The 18,052-nt window shown below is 59.8% G+C and carries 19 protein-coding genes and 1 tRNA gene; 3 read left to right on the top strand and 17 right to left on the bottom strand.

From position 1 onward, the window contains the following. Window positions 1-2 precede the first annotated feature (2 nt). Window positions 3-653, bottom strand: coding sequence for an HAD family hydrolase (locus HMPREF2792_RS10885; RefSeq protein ID WP_070533561.1), 651 nt, complete (start codon window positions 651-653; stop codon window positions 3-5). Between the two features lie 69 nt (window positions 654-722). Between HMPREF2792_RS10885 and HMPREF2792_RS10880 the strand changes: the two genes are divergently transcribed. Together HMPREF2792_RS10880 and HMPREF2792_RS10875 are read left to right on the top strand one after the other, a co-directional pair. After that, window positions 723-1,253 carry a peptidylprolyl isomerase gene (locus tag HMPREF2792_RS10880; RefSeq protein WP_039672975.1) on the top strand — a complete coding sequence of 177 codons (531 nt, stop codon included), beginning with the start codon at window positions 723-725 and terminating at the stop codon, window positions 1,251-1,253. 71 nt (window positions 1,254-1,324) lie between these two features. Continuing rightward, the gene (locus tag HMPREF2792_RS10875) at window positions 1,325-1,969 is read left to right on the top strand and encodes a rhomboid family intramembrane serine protease (RefSeq protein WP_070533559.1); all 645 of its coding nucleotides are present in this window, start codon (window positions 1,325-1,327) and stop codon (window positions 1,967-1,969) included. A 310-nt stretch (window positions 1,970-2,279) separates the two neighbouring features. Here the strand turns inward: HMPREF2792_RS10875 and HMPREF2792_RS10870 are convergent, their stop codons facing one another. The 15 genes from HMPREF2792_RS10870 to HMPREF2792_RS10800 form a co-directional block, all read right to left on the bottom strand. Then, the gene (locus HMPREF2792_RS10870) at window positions 2,280-2,918 is read right to left on the bottom strand and encodes a response regulator (protein WP_070533557.1); all 639 of its coding nucleotides are present in this window, start codon (window positions 2,916-2,918) and stop codon (window positions 2,280-2,282) included. Further along, window positions 2,915-4,048 carry a histidine kinase gene (locus tag HMPREF2792_RS10865; RefSeq protein WP_158011603.1) on the bottom strand — a complete coding sequence of 378 codons (1,134 nt, stop codon included), beginning with the start codon at window positions 4,046-4,048 and terminating at the stop codon, window positions 2,915-2,917. Before HMPREF2792_RS10865 ends, HMPREF2792_RS10870 begins: the two co-directional genes overlap by 4 nt. A 10-nt stretch (window positions 4,049-4,058) precedes the next feature. Continuing rightward, the gene (locus HMPREF2792_RS10860; protein ID WP_070533553.1) at window positions 4,059-4,886 is read right to left on the bottom strand and encodes a hypothetical protein; all 828 of its coding nucleotides are present in this window, start codon (window positions 4,884-4,886) and stop codon (window positions 4,059-4,061) included. A 2-nt stretch (window positions 4,887-4,888) separates the two neighbouring features. Next, the gene (locus HMPREF2792_RS10855; protein ID WP_070533753.1) at window positions 4,889-5,548 is read right to left on the bottom strand and encodes an ABC transporter ATP-binding protein; all 660 of its coding nucleotides are present in this window, start codon (window positions 5,546-5,548) and stop codon (window positions 4,889-4,891) included. Between the two features lie 109 nt (window positions 5,549-5,657). Beyond that, window positions 5,658-6,311, bottom strand: coding sequence for a response regulator transcription factor (locus tag HMPREF2792_RS10850; protein WP_070533551.1), 654 nt, complete (start codon window positions 6,309-6,311; stop codon window positions 5,658-5,660). A gap of 9 nt (window positions 6,312-6,320) precedes the next feature. Next, on the bottom strand, window positions 6,321-6,530 hold the full coding sequence (locus HMPREF2792_RS10845) for a hypothetical protein (RefSeq protein WP_070533549.1): 210 nt from the start codon (window positions 6,528-6,530) through the stop codon (window positions 6,321-6,323). A gap of 48 nt (window positions 6,531-6,578) precedes the next feature. Continuing rightward, window positions 6,579-7,655, bottom strand: a complete 1,077-nt coding sequence (locus HMPREF2792_RS10840) for a sensor histidine kinase (protein ID WP_070533547.1) — start codon at window positions 7,653-7,655, stop codon at window positions 6,579-6,581. 15 nt (window positions 7,656-7,670) lie between these two features. Beyond that, window positions 7,671-7,946, bottom strand: a complete 276-nt coding sequence (crgA, locus tag HMPREF2792_RS10835; RefSeq protein WP_070533546.1) for a cell division protein CrgA — start codon at window positions 7,944-7,946, stop codon at window positions 7,671-7,673. Between the two features lie 68 nt (window positions 7,947-8,014). Then, complete coding sequence (gene pknB / locus HMPREF2792_RS10830) at window positions 8,015-9,955, bottom strand: Stk1 family PASTA domain-containing Ser/Thr kinase (protein ID WP_070533544.1); 1,941 nt, start codon at window positions 9,953-9,955, stop codon at window positions 8,015-8,017. A 6-nt stretch (window positions 9,956-9,961) separates the two neighbouring features. Beyond that, window positions 9,962-11,374 (bottom strand): serine/threonine-protein kinase, encoded by a 1,413-nt coding sequence (locus tag HMPREF2792_RS10825; protein WP_070533542.1) that lies wholly within the window; start codon window positions 11,372-11,374, stop codon window positions 9,962-9,964. Further along, the gene (locus HMPREF2792_RS10820) at window positions 11,374-12,804 is read right to left on the bottom strand and encodes a penicillin-binding transpeptidase domain-containing protein (RefSeq protein WP_070533540.1); all 1,431 of its coding nucleotides are present in this window, start codon (window positions 12,802-12,804) and stop codon (window positions 11,374-11,376) included. Before HMPREF2792_RS10820 ends, HMPREF2792_RS10825 begins: the two co-directional genes overlap by 1 nt. Next, a complete protein-coding gene (locus tag HMPREF2792_RS10815; RefSeq protein ID WP_070533538.1) occupies window positions 12,801-14,153 on the bottom strand; it encodes an FtsW/RodA/SpoVE family cell cycle protein in 1,353 nt (450 codons plus the stop codon). Before HMPREF2792_RS10815 ends, HMPREF2792_RS10820 begins: the two co-directional genes overlap by 4 nt. Further along, window positions 14,154-15,488 carry a PP2C family protein-serine/threonine phosphatase gene (locus HMPREF2792_RS10810; protein WP_070523235.1) on the bottom strand — a complete coding sequence of 445 codons (1,335 nt, stop codon included), beginning with the start codon at window positions 15,486-15,488 and terminating at the stop codon, window positions 14,154-14,156. Continuing rightward, a complete protein-coding gene (locus HMPREF2792_RS10805; RefSeq protein ID WP_070523232.1) occupies window positions 15,485-15,937 on the bottom strand; it encodes an FHA domain-containing protein FhaB/FipA in 453 nt (150 codons plus the stop codon). Before HMPREF2792_RS10805 ends, HMPREF2792_RS10810 begins: the two co-directional genes overlap by 4 nt. A 45-nt stretch (window positions 15,938-15,982) precedes the next feature. After that, window positions 15,983-16,807, bottom strand: a complete 825-nt coding sequence (locus HMPREF2792_RS10800) for a DUF3662 and FHA domain-containing protein (RefSeq protein ID WP_070444456.1) — start codon at window positions 16,805-16,807, stop codon at window positions 15,983-15,985. A gap of 190 nt (window positions 16,808-16,997) precedes the next feature. Here HMPREF2792_RS10800 and HMPREF2792_RS10795 point away from each other — a divergent pair. After that, window positions 16,998-17,082, top strand: a tRNA-Leu gene (locus HMPREF2792_RS10795). Window positions 17,083-17,607: 525 nt separating this feature from the next. On the opposite strand, the gene HMPREF2792_RS10790 is transcribed toward HMPREF2792_RS10795, so the two are convergent. Further along, window positions 17,608-17,973 (bottom strand): VOC family protein, encoded by a 366-nt coding sequence (locus tag HMPREF2792_RS10790; protein ID WP_070524765.1) that lies wholly within the window; start codon window positions 17,971-17,973, stop codon window positions 17,608-17,610. Between the last annotated feature and the right edge of the window lie 79 nt (window positions 17,974-18,052).

Here is an 18,052-nt window from a genome sequence, read left to right as displayed (position 1 = left end):
GTTTAAATCCAAAGATTTAAACCGTTCATCGCCGTCAGCTCACTGAGCGCGGCGATGTCTCCGTTTCCGGCCCTATCGAAGTGCAGTGCCTTGAGCCCCGCTGCACGTGCACCCTCGACGTCATTAGCCACCGAATCACCAATCATGAGCGTGGAGCCAGGCTCTACCTCTAGGCGCCGACAAGCCTCGAGGTAGGCCTCTCGGTGCGGTTTTGGCTTAGCCATTTCCACGGTGGGAAAGAGCTCGACGTCTGGCAGGTCGAGCCCGCCCGCCCGTAGTTTTGCCTCCTGCATGTCCCGCGCACCGTTCGTCAGAATGCCGACCTTGAGGCCCAGGGATAGGACGTGCTGGAGGGCGGGGAGGGCGTCGCCAAGCGCCTGCCAGTGCTTTTCATACGCGGCCAAATACTTGGCATATTCCGCCAGCGCCTCCTGCTCCGTCATCTCTGGACGGCCCAAGAATTCGCGGCAGCGCTCCACGCGCTGGCCCTGGTGGGTGACCTCGCCGCGCTCGTAGGCGGCGAACCACTTGCGCTCGATCTCCGCGAAGCGCTCATGGTGCCCGCCCGGCAGCCACTCCTCGACGGCCGCATGCATCGCGGCGGTGTGGTCCATGAGGGTGTCATCGAGATCGAAGAGAACGGCGCGAATCATGCTTGCAACCCTACGCAGATCGCTGACAGCGTCGCGGCGGAACAACGAAATGGTGGAAATTTCCATACAATGGCTGGCATGACTCAGAAGACCGCAACTGCAACGATGCACACCAACTACGGTGACATTGTTATCGACCTGTTCGGTAACCACGCACCGGTAACCGTTGAGAACTTCATCGGCCTGGCTAAGGGCGAGAAGGACTACACCACCCAGAACGCCAAGGGCGAGCAGTCCGGCCCGTTCTACGATGGCGCTATTTTCCACCGCGTCATCGACCAGTTCATGATCCAGGGCGGCGACCCGACCGGCACCGGCCGTGGCGGCCCCGGCTACCAGTTCCAGGATGAGTTCCACCCGGAGCTGCAGTTTGACCGCCCGTTCCTGCTGGCCATGGCGAATGCCGGCCCGGGCACCAACGGCTCCCAATTCTTCATCACCGTGGCGCCGACCCCGCACCTGAACAACCACCACACCATCTTCGGTGAGGTCACCGACGCGGCTTCCCAGGAAGTCGTGTCCAAGATTGCGAAGGTCTCCACCGACCGCATGGACCGTCCGGCTGAGGACGTTGTCATCGAGTCCATCGAGATCGCCTAAGCGTTCTTAGCTTTTCATCTGAGCCCGCTGCCACGTGATGTGGTGGCGGGCTCGTTGTTTTAGGAGTCCGTGTGAAGAACTATCTGAAATCAGCGCCAGTCACCATGGTGCTCATGGTGCTGTGCATTGGGGCATGGTTGGTCACGGCCATCCAGGCCAAGACCCTCTCGACGCCCTACTATCGCAGCTTGCTGGCCCAAGACTGGACGCTGTGGGGCCCTGAAGTGTCCGAGCACCCCACAACTGTCATTACCGCGGGCTTTATGCATCTCGACGCCGGGCACCTCTTGGTCAACATGGTGATGCTGTTCTTTGTGGGTAGGGAAGTAGAACGCGCCCTGGGCAGCGCGCTGTACGTGGCGGCCTATCTCATCTCCATTGTGGGCTCTTCCGCCGCGGTGCTGTGGATGGATTTCGGGACACCCACGGTGGGCGCCTCCGGTGCTCTCTTTGCGCTCATGGGTCTACTCATTGGTGTGTACCGCAGCCGCGGTTTAGACCTGCGCGCGCCCATCGTCTTGGTCGTAGCAAACGTTATCTACAGCTTTGTGGCGGAGAACGTCTCCGTGTGGGGGCACTTGGGCGGTTTGCTCACAGGACTGCTGTTGGCGCCATTCCTCTTTCGCCAACGTGCGTGGCTGCGTTGGCTGGGGATATGGCTTATCGGGGTGATAGCTGCTGTTGCAGCGGCGCTGCGAGCTGGGCTTTGGGGATAACTTGGGCGTGTTATCCACCAAAACCTTTGTGCGAAAGAATTCCACATAAGTTATCCACATTGTGGATAACTACATTTTTGTAATTTACCGAACGTGTGGGCCAAGATAACCGCAGATCAGCAGCGTATTAGATTGTGTTCGAAGTTTTTGTGCGAGCTGTGGGAGGCGTGAAAACACTTATCCACAGGGTGTGGAGAAAGACTGTGGAATTCGTTCTCCACAGAGTTATCCCCACCCTGTGGATAACTTTGTACCCAAGGTGTTAACAGTGCTCCGGCTGCGAGGTGGTGTTGGGAACTGCGCCCCCTCGTTAGCTCACCACTCCTGCGCGAAAGGCCCAGATCACGAGCTGTACTCGCGAACTAGCTCCAACTTTGGCCATCGCAGATGACAAATGAGTCTTGACCGTAGAGGGCTCCAAATACAGCTCGCGCCCGATTTCGATGTTGGTCAATCCTTTGCCCAGGGCCCGTACGCAATCGAGTTCGCGCGGCGTGAGTAGGGCTGAATCTACCGTGGCCCGCGCTTTCCGCCGACCAAATTCCGCAATCACCCTTTTAGTAACCGCAGCGTCGACCATGCCTTCACCTGAGGCCGCGTGTTTGACGCCTTGGATGAGGTCGGTCATTGGGGAGTCTTTCAGCATGACGCCACAGGCACCGGCTTCGAGGGCACCAAAGACGTATTCGTCTAGGTCAAAGGTGGTGATCACGATGACTGCTGGGGGATTGTCTTGCTTGTTAATCTCCGTGGTTGCATAGATCCCGTCCCCGTCAGGCATGCGGATATCGAGGCACACCACATCAATGTCGCGAGCCTTTGCAGCTGCTATCGCCTCATTCCCGGAAGCTGCCTCAGCCACAACTTTGATCTCACCGGTGGCCTCGAAGATTGCCTTTAATCCCTGTCTGATCAGAGGTTGGTCATCAACTAACAAGACTCGAATCATGGCTTCCTCCAGGTAATGAGCACCAGCCAACCATCTTCGGTAGGTTCATTGAAAGCGGTTGCACCGACAGCTCGGGCGCGCTCTTGGATGCTGATGGTGCCACGGCCCGTGGGGCTATGTGTGAAAGTGCCGCGGGTGATTATCCGCAGTTCATCATCGCTCAGCATGACATCAACAGGCGCGCCTGTTGCATGCTTGCGGGCATTTGTCAGAGCTTCTTGGGTGATTCGATAAGCCGCGATCAACTCGCCCTCCGACAAGTGGGAGGTGTCCGAAAACGTTACTGCCTGCCCTAGAGCGCGAACCTCCGAAATTAGCGCAGACAGATTTGTCGGCTGAGGGATGCGGTGTATTTCGGCATCGGAAACCGAAAGCTTGCTAACGGTCGCGCGGATATCCTGGAGTGCCTTCGTCGTCGACGAGGTCACGTGTTGGAGATGCTCTTTGGCAGCGGTGGGGTTGACATCGATGCATGCCTGTGCGGCTTGAGCTTGGATGGCGATGGCTGAGAGGTGATGGGCGGTGGTGTCGTGAAGCTCCCGCGCAATGCGGGCGCGCTCTTCGACAATGGCGTTTTCCTCAGCGAGTTCTGCTTGGCGGGCGAGGGATGCGGTGAGCTCACGGTTATTGCGGACAGCGAGTCCAATAGCAAAGAACACTATGAGGGGGAGCAGCCAGCCCAAGGCTGTGAGCAGAGTAAAAAGCGGAGGCTCGATTCCTCCCAGCGGTGGCATGGCAATGGCGCGGAGGGTGCCGACAATGAGACCCGAGATAATGAGGGAAATAGAGTCGCGAGTTTTTGACTTCGTGTGCAGCGCTAGCGAAAACGCAGCCACCGAGGCAGCGATACCGTTGTAGCCGAGGCTGTGGTCTGCGGTGACGAGACAGTAGAGGGACCACAGAAGCTCAGTAGCAGAAATCCCGAGTAGAACGCTTAAGGGAAATTTACGGCGCCAAAGCAGGAGGATGCCTTTGGTAATGATGGCAACAAGAATCAGCCAGAACTGCGCTGGAGACAATGCGGTATTGAAGGGGGTTGGTTCCATCGAGCTAGCCACTAGGAACCCAACGAGGTCAAGGGATAGAACGATGACAGCGAGAGCGATGTCTCTGGCTGAAAGGCGATTCATGAAGTCCATGTTAAAGATTTGCCCTGTAAAAGCGGGTGAGCCCAAGTCCCATGCTCACAACCGACCAGCCGGCAAGTACAGCAATACCTACCCATGGATTCATAGTCTGCGTTGCCCCCTGTCCACCAGCAATTGACACAGCAGAAGAAGGAAGCCAACTGTAAAGATACGGTTCCCACCCGGCCATGACGCCGATAGTTCCTAAGATCACTCCTGCCATCAACACTGCGACAATAACGCCGATGGCTGGACCGATCCTCCGTATGGCTAATACGACACCGATGATCGCGAGGGTCAGTAGTAGCACGGCCAAGCTGCCTCGCAGCCACACGACAGCGACATTAGAAGCAGAAGCAACCAGAGAAACATCATTCATCGGAGCCGCAACTAGTGCGATCAGTGAGTTAAGAACGCACGCTGCCACGCATACTAGGAGGACGGTAATAAGTACAGCCGCGATCAAAGAACGCACCCATTTCATACGCGAACCAGCGCCAACCACCTTCCACACCACTGCACCACTGGAAAATGGGTAGCTAGCTGCAGTGATTGTGAGTGCAACAATGGCGATGAGGAAGATTGAAATGCCTGTGGACTGGCCAGAACCTGTGATATCGAGGGCGGCCAATTGGAAACTGGACGTCGTGGGGTCGGAGCCGTCGATAAGCGCCTGTACTTGTTGGCCTGTTGGACTGTCACCGACTTGTGGCGGGTCAATTTTCAAAAGGAACGGAAGTGCCCACTGCAGGACAGCGCTGATGCCCGCCATCATAACTGCGAGTATGGCGACGATCAGCACGTTCGGGAGGTGGCGAAGGGTATAAAACTCGGATTTCATGTCTAGCCTTTCGTAGCGTGGGCGAAGTAGGTGGCTTCAAGGTCAGGGATTTCACTGAGAACGCCTGTGAATGTGGTGTGACCACGAGAAATGATGACTACGTCGTGGGCGATTGCGGCCGCTTCAGCCAGATGATGGGTTGCCATGATAATTGCCTTCCCACGGGAAGCTTCCGCACACAAGACTTCGCCCAGCCAACGAATGCCGTCAGGATCAAGACCAGAGGACGGTTCGTCCAAGATGATGATGTCGGGATCTTGTAACAGAGCTCCCGCTAGCGCTATACGCCGTTTCATGCCTAACGAGTAAGTTTTGAGCTGCCGGTCGCAGCGGTGCGACATATCGACAAGCTCTAAAACCTCTTGCACTCGATACTTATCGACGCCATATAGCCTCGCCATTGCTTGAAGATGCTGACGCCCAGTGAGACTGGTAACGAGGCCGCCATCGTCGAGGAGCAGCCCGATGGTGCCATTGATGTGCTTCGTTCCGGTGGCTTTCACCAAGCCGAGGGCAGCCCGGAGCGTGGTGGATTTGCCGGCGCCGTTTGGACCAAGCAAAGCGATGATCCGTCCGGGCGATGCCGTGAGGTTCGCGCCGTGGACAACCTCATGTCCGGCGAAGGAGACGGTGATGTCTCGAGCAGTGAATACGGTGTTCATACCTCTGACGATATTGATCAGGGGCATGAGAAACATCGCCTAAGCAGGCAATCTTTTGCCTCCTCCATTTGGGGGAGAAGCCCGTTAACCGAGCAGAGTTGAGTCGGGCTTAAGAGCCAGCGCCGCCCAGAATCTTGGCCACCAGGTTCAGGCGCGTGCTGGCGCCGAAGATGGTGATGAGGCGTGAGACATGCTTCTTCACGGCGGATTCGGAATAGTGGGTGGCGGCAGCGATCTCAGAATTGGAGTTGCCGGCGAGGAGGAGTTTGAGGACGGCAATTTCGGCGTCGTGAAGCTCGTGGCTCTCAATGGCGGCGGCGACGGGATCGCGTGGGGTGGCGGGTTCCCCAATGTAGTCCACCAAACGGTGCATGGCGGCGGGTGCCACGACGGTGCCGCCCTCCACGGCGGCGCGGACCGCCTCGATGATGGAGCGCGGGCGCTGGTTCTTCAAGATATAGCCCGCGCCGCCCGCCCGCAGGATCTTCAGCATCGTGTCATCCGAGTCGAAGGCGGTGACGGCCAAAAACGTCGGGGGATTCGGCGCGGAGTTAAGGTGCTTGAGCAGCGTAATGCCGTCCATGTGCGGCATGTGAATATCGGCGAGGACGAGGTCCGGCTTGGCTTCTTCAAGCTGGTCTAAGCAATCGGCACCGTTAGTTGCCTCACCGACCACCGTGATGTCCTCGGTGGTCTGGAAGTAGACGCGGAGCGTCGAGCGAACGAGCTCATCATCGTCAACGAGGAAAACCCGAATGCTCATGGGAACAGTTTAGCCGCACCACCAGAGCTGGGGGCTGTTGGAGCAACGGAAGTGGTCAGCGAATTCGCCCGCGAAAGACTTGTAGAAGGTGAATCCGGTGGACTCAGTGTTCTCAGTAGCGGTGTCAACGGTGGTGTCAGCAGGAGCCTCAGCGGCGCTGGCGATTGGTGCGGAAAACAGCGCGAGTGCTGCGGCGGCAACGGCGAGGGAAGTACGCATGTCAAACCTTTTGGAATTTAAGAAACGGCGGACTACCGGGAAAGCTTACTATATTTTTCTGAGGCTGGCGGTGGGAAGAGAAAGGCGTGTGACCCAGTGCTCGCCTTCTTTGCCGCTGCCGAAGCTGCCGTGCATTCGACGAACGCGGCGGGCGATTTCACCCAAGCCCAGATTCGTCGTCATGTATTGGCGTGATTGCTGAGCCGCAATCACGGAAGTGATCACCACGTCGATGGTCTTGGAGGTGCTTGTTGCCTCGATGCTTACACGGGATTCAGGGCGAGCGTACTTGAGGATGTTGATGGCGAGCTCAGAGAACACGAGCGATAGCTTTTCCGGCAGTGCAAGCTGGCCATTCTTGCCCACTGTTATCTGCGGTTCGCACTGAAAACCATGACTGCTCAGGAAGCTGACCATAGTGTCGAGGTCTTCCTCCAAGGACTTGACCCCCTTCGTCACGCTTTCGTTCTTCATCACGCGCAATAGATCGCGCACCTCGCCCATGGCGCGGCGGGCGTCGTCAGCAATTGCCTCTGCGGAGTCGGCCGCTGAGGGATCCGTTTGGGTCAGCGCTAGGGTCTCAGAACGCATAACCACGGAGGTTAAGGTCGCGGCTACCGAATCATGGAGGGCTGTCATAAGCGCCTCGCGCTCTTCTGCGGCGCGTTGCTCAGCGGCAAGACGCTGGTCCCAGGTCCTGCGCAGTACGGCCCCAATGACGATGGCCACCGCATACAAGACGAGCGGTATCGACAGGCTTAACGGATCGAAAACAGGCAGATAGTTTATCGAAGGATCCGTCGTGACGATGTAGGTGTACGCCACCGCTGGGGGAACCGCCCACAGCCAGCGCGTGCGAAACGCCACGATGCCGACGATGACGGGGCTCCACGCCAGGAGCAGGAATGACCGCCAATCGGAAAACCACATCGCCAGCGCAAAAAGCGCACCGTACCCGCAGGCCGCCACGCGTGGGTAGCGGACGGCCAGCGGCGTCAGGGTGACGCCGAGGCCAGCGAGGACGAGTGCGCCGGGGGTGAGGAAGTTTTTATCCACCGTGACGGTGAGCATCACCAAAATGATGCAGCCGACGCCGGCGATGCTATAGAACTTCGAGGAGTTCATCGGCGGCGCTGAAAGCTAACGCCAACCCATCGTCATCAGGAGACCGATGATGGCCAAGCCGAAGCCGATGCCGTAGTTCCACGGCCCCAGTGCCTGCATGAACGGAATGGACTCGCCCGCCAGGTAGTTCACCACGAGCCAGAGCAGGCCGATGAGCATGAGGCCCAGCATGATGGCGATGTACCACTTCGGGGTGCCCTCAGAGTTGATCTTGACCGGGGTGCGGTTAGTAGCAGAGCTGGAGGACTGCGGGAGTGCGGAGCCCTCCGTCGTGATCTTGGACTTTGGCATTATTACACCTTCACGAAGAATAGGGGTGGTTAATCTGTGGGATACCTTAGCAGCTGCGGTACTGAGAGCTACTGCGGCAGCAACGCTGCCGGGTCAAACTCCCAGAAACGGACCTGGATGGTCTGATCCTTGCGGATGACATCGCCGCGGCTTGCCGACGCCCACCCAATCTTGTTGCTGTCGATCGGGTTCGACGTCGGGATGCGCTCGCCTACCTCCAAGGAGCCGGACCAGCCCTTGGCGCGCAGCGCGGATTCAGCTTCCTGCTGCGTGGAGTGCACAAGCTCCGGTGCCTGGATGAGCATCGCGTTAGAGACCTCCAGCGTAACAGGGCTGCCCTTCGGAAGCTTTTGGCCCTTCTCGACGACCTTGAGCACCTGGTTTTCCGGCAGCTCAGAATCCACCGAATTCACGGTGACATCAAAGTCCATGGAGGACAGCATCTCAACCGCGCGATCGCGGTCCATGCCGCTGACGTCCGGAACGCTGACTTCCTTCTGGCCCTTGGACACCGTTATGCGGACCTTCGAACCCTTGGACAGCTGCGCGCCGCCCGCTGGGTTCTGGGAAATGATCTCGCCCGCGGGGGCTTCATCATTCACCTGCTCCACGTCGCTATTCAGCTCCAGGCCGGCTTCCTCCAGCGCAGTGGTGGCTTCATCCAGCTTCATGCCGGTGAGGTCTGGGACCTCGGTGACTTCCTTGCCGGAAGACACAGTCAACGTGACTGACGAATTCTTCTGCAGCTCCGAACCTTCCGCCGGGTTGACCCGGATAACCTTGCCACGCGGCACATCGGGGCTGGGCTCTTCGTTGACGGTTACCAACAAGCCAAGCTTCTCCAGCTCCGCCACCACTTCATTGCGTGGGCGGTTGGCCACCTTCGGGATCGTGACCATGCCAGAGCGTTTGGCCGCCTCGTGCTGCGCCTGTTCGCGCTCGCGGGCCTCCTGGCGGGAGCTGTCCCAGAAATCCCAGGCAAAATAGCCAATGATGGCCACGAGGGAGGCGGCGAGCAACGCCGCCAGCCACTTGAGACCGGATCCAGATTCCTCATCGTCGGAGGGGCGGGTGGAGGCCACCGGCGCGCGGTGTTGCGCGGACACGGGTGCCACCATCGTGGTGGGGTGATCCTCGTCGTTGACGTGAGAGCGCGCCGCTTCGGGCAGCTGGCCCTGGGATAAGCGTTCGAGGTCATCGCCCATCTCCCACGCGGACTGGTAGCGGTCCGCTGGGTGCTTGGCCATCGCCGTGAGCACAACGGCGTCAACGCCGAGTCGCTGCCGTTCCGTGAGGTCCGCAGTGATGAAGTCCGACGGCGGTGTTGGTTCCTCTTGCACGTGCTGATAGGCCACCGCAAACGGTGTCTCACCTTCAAAGGGAGTGCGCCCGGTGACCGTTTCATACATGACGCAGCCCAGGGCGTAGACGTCGGAGCGGGCGTCGGCAGGCTTGCCCCGCGCTTGTTCCGGGGAAAGATACTGCGCGGTGCCGATGACGGCGGAGGTCTGCGTCATCGCGGACGTGGAATCATCCAGCGCGCGGGCGATGCCGAAGTCCATGACCTTCACCTGGCCGGTGTTGGTGAGCATGATGTTGGCCGGCTTGATGTCGCGGTGGATGATGCCTGCCTCGTGGGAAGACTGAAGGGCATCCGCTACCGGCTTCAGCACGCGCGCGGCTTCTTCCACCGGCATGGGGCCATCCTCACGGACAATGTCGCGCAGGGTGCGCCCCTGCACGTATTCCATGACGATGTAGGGCACCATCAGGCCGTCGATGTCTTTTTCACCCGTGTCGAAGACAGCGACGATGTTCGGGTGGTTGAGCTTGCCGGAGTTCTGGGCCTCGCGGCGGAAGCGCTCACGGAAATTAACATCGCGCGCCATGTCGGGGCGCAGCATCTTGATGGCAACGGTGCGCCCCAAGACGGTGTCCTCGGCCTCGTAGACCTCGGACATACCGCCGGTGCCGATGGACTGGCGGAGGTGGTACCGATCACTGACCATGGTGGGTTACTGGCCTCCCTGTAGTGCGGATTCTTCGGTGGGGTTGTTCTGTGAGTCTAGTTCGGGCTCGAGCGTTGGGCTGTCATTGACCTGTGGCTGCGTCTCCTCCACGGGGAGGGTGGGCAGTTCCTCATGGGTCGTGTGGTGTGTGGTCACGGAAGGGGAAGGGATGACAGAGTGCGTCGTTGTGACGGTGACTTGAGTAGGTTCCTCTTCCACGGTGGTGATCTCGACGGTCTCGGGGCTTTCCGGTTCCTCTTCCACCGTCGTCTCTGGCTCTACCGTTTCGGTCACGATGACCTCGGTGGGCGGAGGCGGCGGAGTTGGAGAGGTGTTACCCCACAGCCTATAGGCCATGAAGCCAATAGCCACGAGGGCGGCGATGGCCACGGCGATGAGCAGCCCAGTGCCGAAGCCCCCCTGCTTGGCAGGGCGCTCTTCAGACTGCGGTGTGGAAACGGCCGGACGCACCGTGGTGGGGTGCGCCATGTTGGCCAGCATCTCCGTGGAGGCGGAAGGCGAGGGTTCGGCTGCGATAGGCGCGAGCGCCGCGGACTTCGGCTGAGGCGGGCGCTGGCCTTGGCGCACGGCAGCAATCGCGTTGGTGAACTCGTTGCCGTCGGCGAAGCGGGTGCCCGGGTCCTTGCGCAGGGCCATGCCGATCAGTTCACGGGTGGGCGCGCTAATCGACGTCGACAAGGGCTCCGGCGCCTGACTGATGTGCGCCAGCGCCACCGATACCGAGGAATCGCCGCTGAAGGGGCGCTTACCAGCCAGCATTTCATAGCCCACGACGCCGAGCGAATAGACGTCAGAGGTCGGGCCGACTTCATATCCCTGGGCTTGCTCGGGGGAGACGTATTGGGCGGTGCCGACGACCATTCCCGTGCGGGTCAGCGGCACCGCGGCGGCGGCCTTGGCGATACCAAAATCGGTGATCTTGACTTGCCCATTTTGGGTAATCATGAGGTTGCCGGGCTTGATATCGCGGTGCACGAGGCCCATGTGGTGGATCACGGAGAGGCCGTGGGAGGCCTGCTCCATGACGTCGAGGGCCAGCGTTTCCGGCAGTGCGCCTTCGCGGGCTAAGAGATCCGCCAGGGATTCTCCGCGAATGTACTCCAAGGCCATGTAGCAGAAGATGCGGCCGTTATCCTCGAGCTCCCGGTAGTCGTACGTAGCTACGACGTTTTCGGAATCGATGGATTCTGCGGCCTTGGCCTCGTTGCGGAAGCGCGAGAGGAACTCGTTGTTATCGGAGAACTCTGGGCGCAGGACCTTGAGGGCGACCTCGCGGTCATTGCGGACGTCGTCCGCCAGCCACACCGTGGACATGCCGCCGTGGCCGACTATCCACTGCAGCTGGTAGTCCTCGCCGATGAGTGCTTGTAGGTGTTCCTTATTATCAGCGCTGTTCACTACTGCTCACCTCCGTATGCGCGCAGGATGGCGCGGCCGATGGGCGCGGAGACTTGGCCGCCGTAGGCATTCTGGCCTAGGTGCCCGCCGTCCTTGACCACGACGCCTACCGCGATGTCCTTGTCCGGATCGAAAGCCACGTACCACGCGTGCGGGGCAAGGCCCTCGCCGTGCTCGGCGGTACCGGTTTTCGAGGCGAAACCGTTCCCGTCATAGCCATAGGTGCTGTGCTCGGAGGCAAACATGAGGTCCTTGATGGTGTTGGCCGTCTCTTCGCTGACGGCTTCGGCAGCCTGGCGTGGCTGGGTGGAGCGCAGCTCATTCATCTGGGCATCGGTGATGCGGTTGATCAGGTAAGGCTCCATGCGCTTGCCCTGGTTAGCGATGGTCCCGGCCATGATAGCCGCCTGCAGGGCGGACATGGTCACGTCGCGCTGGCCGATGGAGGATTGGGCGACTTGGGCGCCGTCGCCAAGCTCGCCCAGCGCACCAGCGGAAGTCTCCACACCGAGCGAGTACTTCTCACCCACGCCGAAGCCCTCCGCATACTTGCGCAACTCATCGGCGCCGATGCTCTCTGACATCTGCGCAAAAGCCGTGTTGCAGGACAGCGCGAAGGCCGTATGTAGGGTGACGCTCTCTGCGCCGCCGCAGGCTCGGTTGCCGTCGTTGGTCAGCTCCGTGACGGAATCGGGCAGCGTGATGGAGGCGGCGCCGGTCAACGTGGAGTTCGGGTTGAAACCGTTATTGAGGCCGGCGGCGGTGGTGATGATCTTAAAAATCGAGCCCGGGGGCAGGGTGTCCTGCGCAGCGTGGTTAACCAGCGGCGTGCCTTCTTGATTCTGCAACTGTTCCCACCGTTCGCTGGCGTTGTCACCGAGCAGGTCGGAGACGTTGAAACTAGGGGTGGAGGCCATGGCCAGAATCTTGCCCGTCGAGGGCTGGATGGCCACGGCTGCGCCGTTATAGCCGGGCCCGGCTAGCTGGTCGTAGGCGGCTTGCTGCAGTGCGGGATCGATGGTGACCTCGACGTTCGCTCCCATCTGGGGTTTTCCGGAGAGCGTGTCGAGCCAATTGCGCGCCAGCAGCGAATCATCCTTGCCGTTGAGGATGTCATTCTGGGATGCCTCCAGCTGGGAGGCGCCGAAGCGCTCCGAAAGGTAGCCGGTGATGTTGGCGAAGGCGGGGGAATCGGCAGGGTAGGAGCGGGAGTAGTTTCCCTCGGCGTCGGCAGTGGACTGCGCTAAAACCGTGTCGCCAGCGAAAATCTGGCCGCGCGGGGTCGTGCGCATCTCCAAGAAACCGCGAACGTTCTTGGGGTTATGGGCGTATTTGTCGTCGGAGAACGCCTGGATCACGGTGAGGTTCACCAGGAGCACGGCGGTAAGGATGAGGGCAAAGAGGGAAACGAGGCGGATCGATCTGTTCATCGGCTTGCCTCCTGGACGGCTGGGAATAGGGACGTGTCAGTGGGCGCGTTCGAGGTCTGCTCGCGCGCCGGGCGGCGCGCCGCATTGGAGATTCTCAGAAGGATGGCCAGCAGCATGTAATTGGCCATGAGCGAAGAACCACCCGCGGACATGAAAGGCGTGGTCAGACCAGTCATGGGCAGCAGCGCGGAGATGCCGCCGGTGACGACGAAGACTTGCACGGCCAAGGTGAGCGCGAGGCCAGAGGCGACCAGTTTGCCATAGGTATCGCGGCAGGTCAGCGCGGTACGGAATCCGCGCGAGACCAGCATGGCAAAGAGAATGAGCACGGCGGCGAGGCCGATGAGGCCGAATTCCTCACCAATCCCGGCCAGGATGAAGTCCGAGTGCGCTACCGGAACCATGTCCGGGTGGCCCTGGCCCAAGCCGGATCCGGTAATGCCGCCGGAGGACATACCGAACAGAGCTTGGGAAAGCTGGTAGCCGGTGGAGTCATAATTGCCCAACGGATCCAAGAAGTTGGAGAAGCGCTGCTGGATCTTGTCCGAAACCTGGTAGATGCTGAAGCCACCGACCCCCACGAGGATGACGCCGATGAGCAACCAGCTCACGCGGTTGGTAGCCATAAAGAGCATGCCGAGCACGGTGCTAAACAGCAGCAGGGCGGGACCGAAGTCATTGGAAATGCCCATGATGATAATCGCGATGCCCCAGATCACCAGGATGGGAGCCAGATCTCGCAGGCGTGGCAGAGAAATGCCGAGGAACTTGTAGCCGGCCACCGTGAACAGCGAGCGCTTCTGGGTAAGCAGCATGGCGAAGAACAGGATCAGCAAGATCTTGGAGAACTCGCCCGGCTGGATAGAAAATGGCCCCAGCCACAGCCAGATGCGAGCGTCCACGCCCGGCGGTTGCGGCCACACGAGGGGCAAGGCGAGAAGGATCAGGCCGAGCGCGCCCAAGATATAGGAGTACCTGGTCAGTGAGCGGTGATCGCGTAGGAGAATGAGCACCAGCGCGAAGAGGATGAGGCCGACGATGGTCCACATCACCTGTCGCACCGCCAGCCCGCCGCCATTCGCCAGGTCGAGGCGCTTCAACAGAATGAGCCCGGTGCCGTTGAGCACCGCGACGATGGGAAGCATGAGCTGATCCGCGTAGGGCGCGAGGAAGCAGAGCACCAAGTGAGCGACGGCGAAGACGCCGATGAATCCACCGATGAGGTAGAGGACATCGAGGGTCAGCACGTTGCCCTGCGACAACTCGAGGCTGACCAGGGTGATGGCGAAGACCACGGTGGCGAGCACGAGCAGGCCGAACTCGGTGCCGCGGGAAAAGAACTTACTCATCTACTTCACCTCCCGGCAGTTTCCTTTGGATTCGCTCTTGGCATCTTTGTTTTTCTCGTCCTTCGACGCCTTCGGGCAGGGCTTGAGCGCCTTGTCCGAGAGCTGCGAAAGCTGTGTTTGCACCTCGTCATAGGAGCCGGAGGGCAGGTTGCCCACGGCAGCGCGTTCGGATTCGGGCAAATCCTTCAGCGCGAACGGTGCGAAATCACCGTCGCAGGCGCCGTGCCCCAGCTTGAGCGCATTGTCCTTGTTTAGGCACGCATTCTGATACGTGTGGTGTAGCGGGCGGCCGAAGATCTCATAGTCCGCGCCTTCTTGGATGGTGAGGACGCCTTCTTCATCGGCGGTCACGTAGTAGTTGCTGCCCAGGTAACTTTTCATCCAGAGGCCGCCGCTGATGACCAGCACGATGATGATGGCAAGGCACGCAATGACCTTCCACCCAATCCGGCTTCGCTGTGGCCGCCGCTGTGGTTCGTCCTGGGGCTTCTCCTCAGCGGCCTGCGCTTTTGGGGGCGAGATTAGCTTCGCGGCGCGGCTCGCGGAAGAATCGGGGTGCGTTGGTTCCGGGACGACGCCTTGGACGGCACCGACGGTGATTGGGGCTACGTCATCGCCCTCACCGTCCACGACCTCCGCCACCACGATGGTGACGTTGTCCGGGCCGCCGGAGCGCAGCGCTAGATCCCGCAGGGTGGTGGCGGCCTCTTCGACCGTGCCCTGCTTCAGAGCTTGCTCGATGGTAGAGGCCGTCACCGGATCCGACAGGCCGTCCGAACACAGCAGGAGGCGGTCGCCCGGTTCAGCATCGAGCGTAAAGAGCGTCGGCTCCACGGGCCGGCCGGTATAGGCCTTGAGGATCAGTGACTTCTGCGGGTGGGAGGAGACATCTGCCGGATCGAGCTTGCCCTCATCGACGAGGGACTGCACGTAGGTGTCATCCTTGGTGATCTGGGTCAGCTTGCCCTCGCGTAGCCGGTAGCCGCGGGAATCACCCACGTGGCACACGCCGAATTCGGATCCGTTAAAGAGCAGGGCGGTTAGCGTGGTGCCCATGCCCTCGGTCTCCGGGTGCTCGTCCACGTGCTCGCGGATCGCCGCATTGGCGTCCTCTGCTGCGGCCCCAAGGAGCGCCAGCATGTCATTATCGCCTGGATCGCGCTCGAGGGAGGCCATGTGCTCCACCATGGTGGTGGAAGCAACCTCGCCGGCTGCGTGGCCTCCCATGCCGTCGGCCAACATCAGCAGGTGCGGGCCCGCGTGGGCGGAGTCCTCGTTGTTTTCGCGGACCAGTCCGCGGTCCGTCACTGCAGTAAAAGTCAGGCTTAAAGTCATGCCATCAACCTCACGGTCGTTCGGCCAAGTTTGATATCGGAGCCGACTCCGACTCGTTCTGGCTGGTCAATGCGAACGCCACCAACGAAGGTGCCGTTGCGGGATTCGAGGTCCTCCACGAACCACTCGCTGCCCCGGCGGAACAAACGGGCGTGGTGACCGGAGGAGAAATCATCACCAGTGACAAAGTCACAGTCCTGTGCGCGGCCCATCGTACAGTCCTCAAGAGTGCCTAGCTCCATGTGGGAACCGCGCAGCGGCCCGTCCACGATGGTGATCTCACGCGGCGCTTCGCGACGCCTCTGGGCCCCCTTCACCGGGGCCGATGCCTGGTAGACGCCGGCGGCCTTATTGGCATCGCGACGCATGGCGTTGAGTGCGGCCAAGATGAACAGCCACAGCAACACCAGCAGGCCGATGCGCAGCGAGAGCAGCACGATCGAATCCATGGAAAGTCCTTACGCTAAAAAATCTGGAAAAGTTGCTGAGGCGGCTTAGTAGCCTTGGTTCTCAAGGCCGGTGATGCGCACCTCGATGTGGGAGTGGCCGAGGGTGATCACGTCGCCGTCGGCAAGCAGCCAGTTCTCAATCGGGGTGTCGTTCACGGTGGTGCCGTTCGTGGATTGCAGGTCCACCAGCACGGCGTCCTGGCCGTTCCAGGTGATCTCCGCGTGCTGGCGGGATACACCGGTATCGGGCAGGCGCAGGTCCGCGTCATTGCTGCGGCCCAGGATGTTGGAGCCCTCCTGCACGTGGTAGACGCGGGAGGAGCCGTCCTGCAGCATGAGTGTTACCGCTGGGCCCTGCGGCGCCGGCTGGTTCGGGGTGGGCGCCATAAAGGCGGTGGTTGCGGCCTCATCGGCGTTGTGCGGCTGGGTCATAGAGTCCTCCTGACCATGGTCGTGGTGGAAAATCGCATCAAATCCGGTTTCTTCGGTGGGCTCGTGATCCAAAAAGGAGGACACGCGCAACTGCCCAGTCCGCAGTCCCGACTCCTCCGCGATGCGTACGATGACCGGCCCGGCGAGGGACCAGCCACTGTTACGGATGAAGCGGGTGAGCTGATCAGCTAGATCCTTGGGAACACCCCGGTCTTGGGAGAGGTTCTCGATATCTTTGGAGGATACGCCGACGGTCATGACGTTGGGGCTATACAGCTTGCCATCATCACCGCGGGACAAATTGTCCTGCGCCTCCTGCTTGAGAAGCTCCTCAATCTCAGCGGGGACGACCTTGCCGCCGAAGACAAAGGCCATGCCGTTGTCCAGTCCGCGTTGCAGGGAAGAATCCAGCTTGGCGAGCTTATCTAGCAATGCCATTGGAAGGGCCGTCCTCCTTTCGGGATGTTTTCAGGGAGAGATATAGCAGCGATCAGTATAGGGTGCTTTCCTTGACTTAACGTAGACGCGCGCGGCAAAGTTCCCTGGAAAGTTCAGGTTTGCCAGCGGATTTGTAGATTCGCTGGGGCTGCGTGCTAAAGTTAGCTAGTCGCCAAGACATCAATACCCTGCCCGGGTGGCGGAATTGGCAGACGCGCTGGCTTCAGGTGCCAGTGTCCTTATAGGACGTGCGGGTTCAAGTCCCGCCCCGGGCACGCTGAGCAGTTGAACAAACTGCGACACCGGAGGTAACAAACTCGAAAGGGTTCGTGACCTCCGGTTTCTTTCTTTTTCTGAACTTTGGCGGTCGAGGATTGCAAGTGTGGGGATTTACATCCTAAATCCCGCCCGCGCCGGTCGACACGTCTTTCGAATTTTGTTTTCGATGGTGTCAACAAGTCATCTTGATCTGACACCCTTCTTTTGAGTTTCGGTTTATTGTGTAGGCAGTCAGTCCGAGGCTTGATGTTTGCTTAGGTTTGGTTGGCAGGGTCGAGAGGATAATAGTTTTATTGCATGATCTCGATCTCGTAGTTCGATTTGGGGCCGGGCCATTACTTTCGGTGGATCTCTGCTGCGCCCATAGGCCAAGCAGTTTTAGGGGTTCGTTGTACGGGAAAGCTGGTGTGCCTAAACCATCCTTGACTTGAGATCCTACTTAGGGGCACTTGGAATCCTCCAACTGAGGTGGTTCCCGGGGCGTTGGAGGATTTCCTAGTCGTTGAATCCTGATCTAGGAGTTAATCGACTGGGCTGACGCGGATAAGGTTTCCATCAGGGTCGGCAACAACGAAGGTGCGGCCGAAGACATCATCGTAGGGTGGCTGCACAATTTGGACTCCTTTTGATTTCCATAGACGGTATGTCTCATCGATGCGGCTTGCCGGTCCATCCAGCATCAAACCTATTTCGCTCGTTCGCGGTGTTTGTTTCTCCATGTGGGTGTTATGGCCGGTCCACACAGCAAACAGGACATCCTTTGAAATTTCGAATGCTACATATCGAGGACTGATGAACGATGGCTGCATATCGAATAAGTCGCTGTAGAAGGCAGTCGAGATCTCTGTATCGGAGACATAGGTTAGGAAAAGATTGGGGGTTGGCATTGCCATTCTCCTTTCGGTGAGTGGTGTTGTTTACGTGGACGCAGTGCGGACCTGACCCCTGTTTGGTAGACACCTGATA

Source organism: Corynebacterium sp. HMSC068H04, assembly GCF_001811255.1.
GTDB lineage: Bacteria > Actinomycetota > Actinomycetes > Mycobacteriales > Mycobacteriaceae > Corynebacterium > Corynebacterium hesseae.
This window is presented reverse-complemented; position numbering and strand designations above follow the sequence as displayed.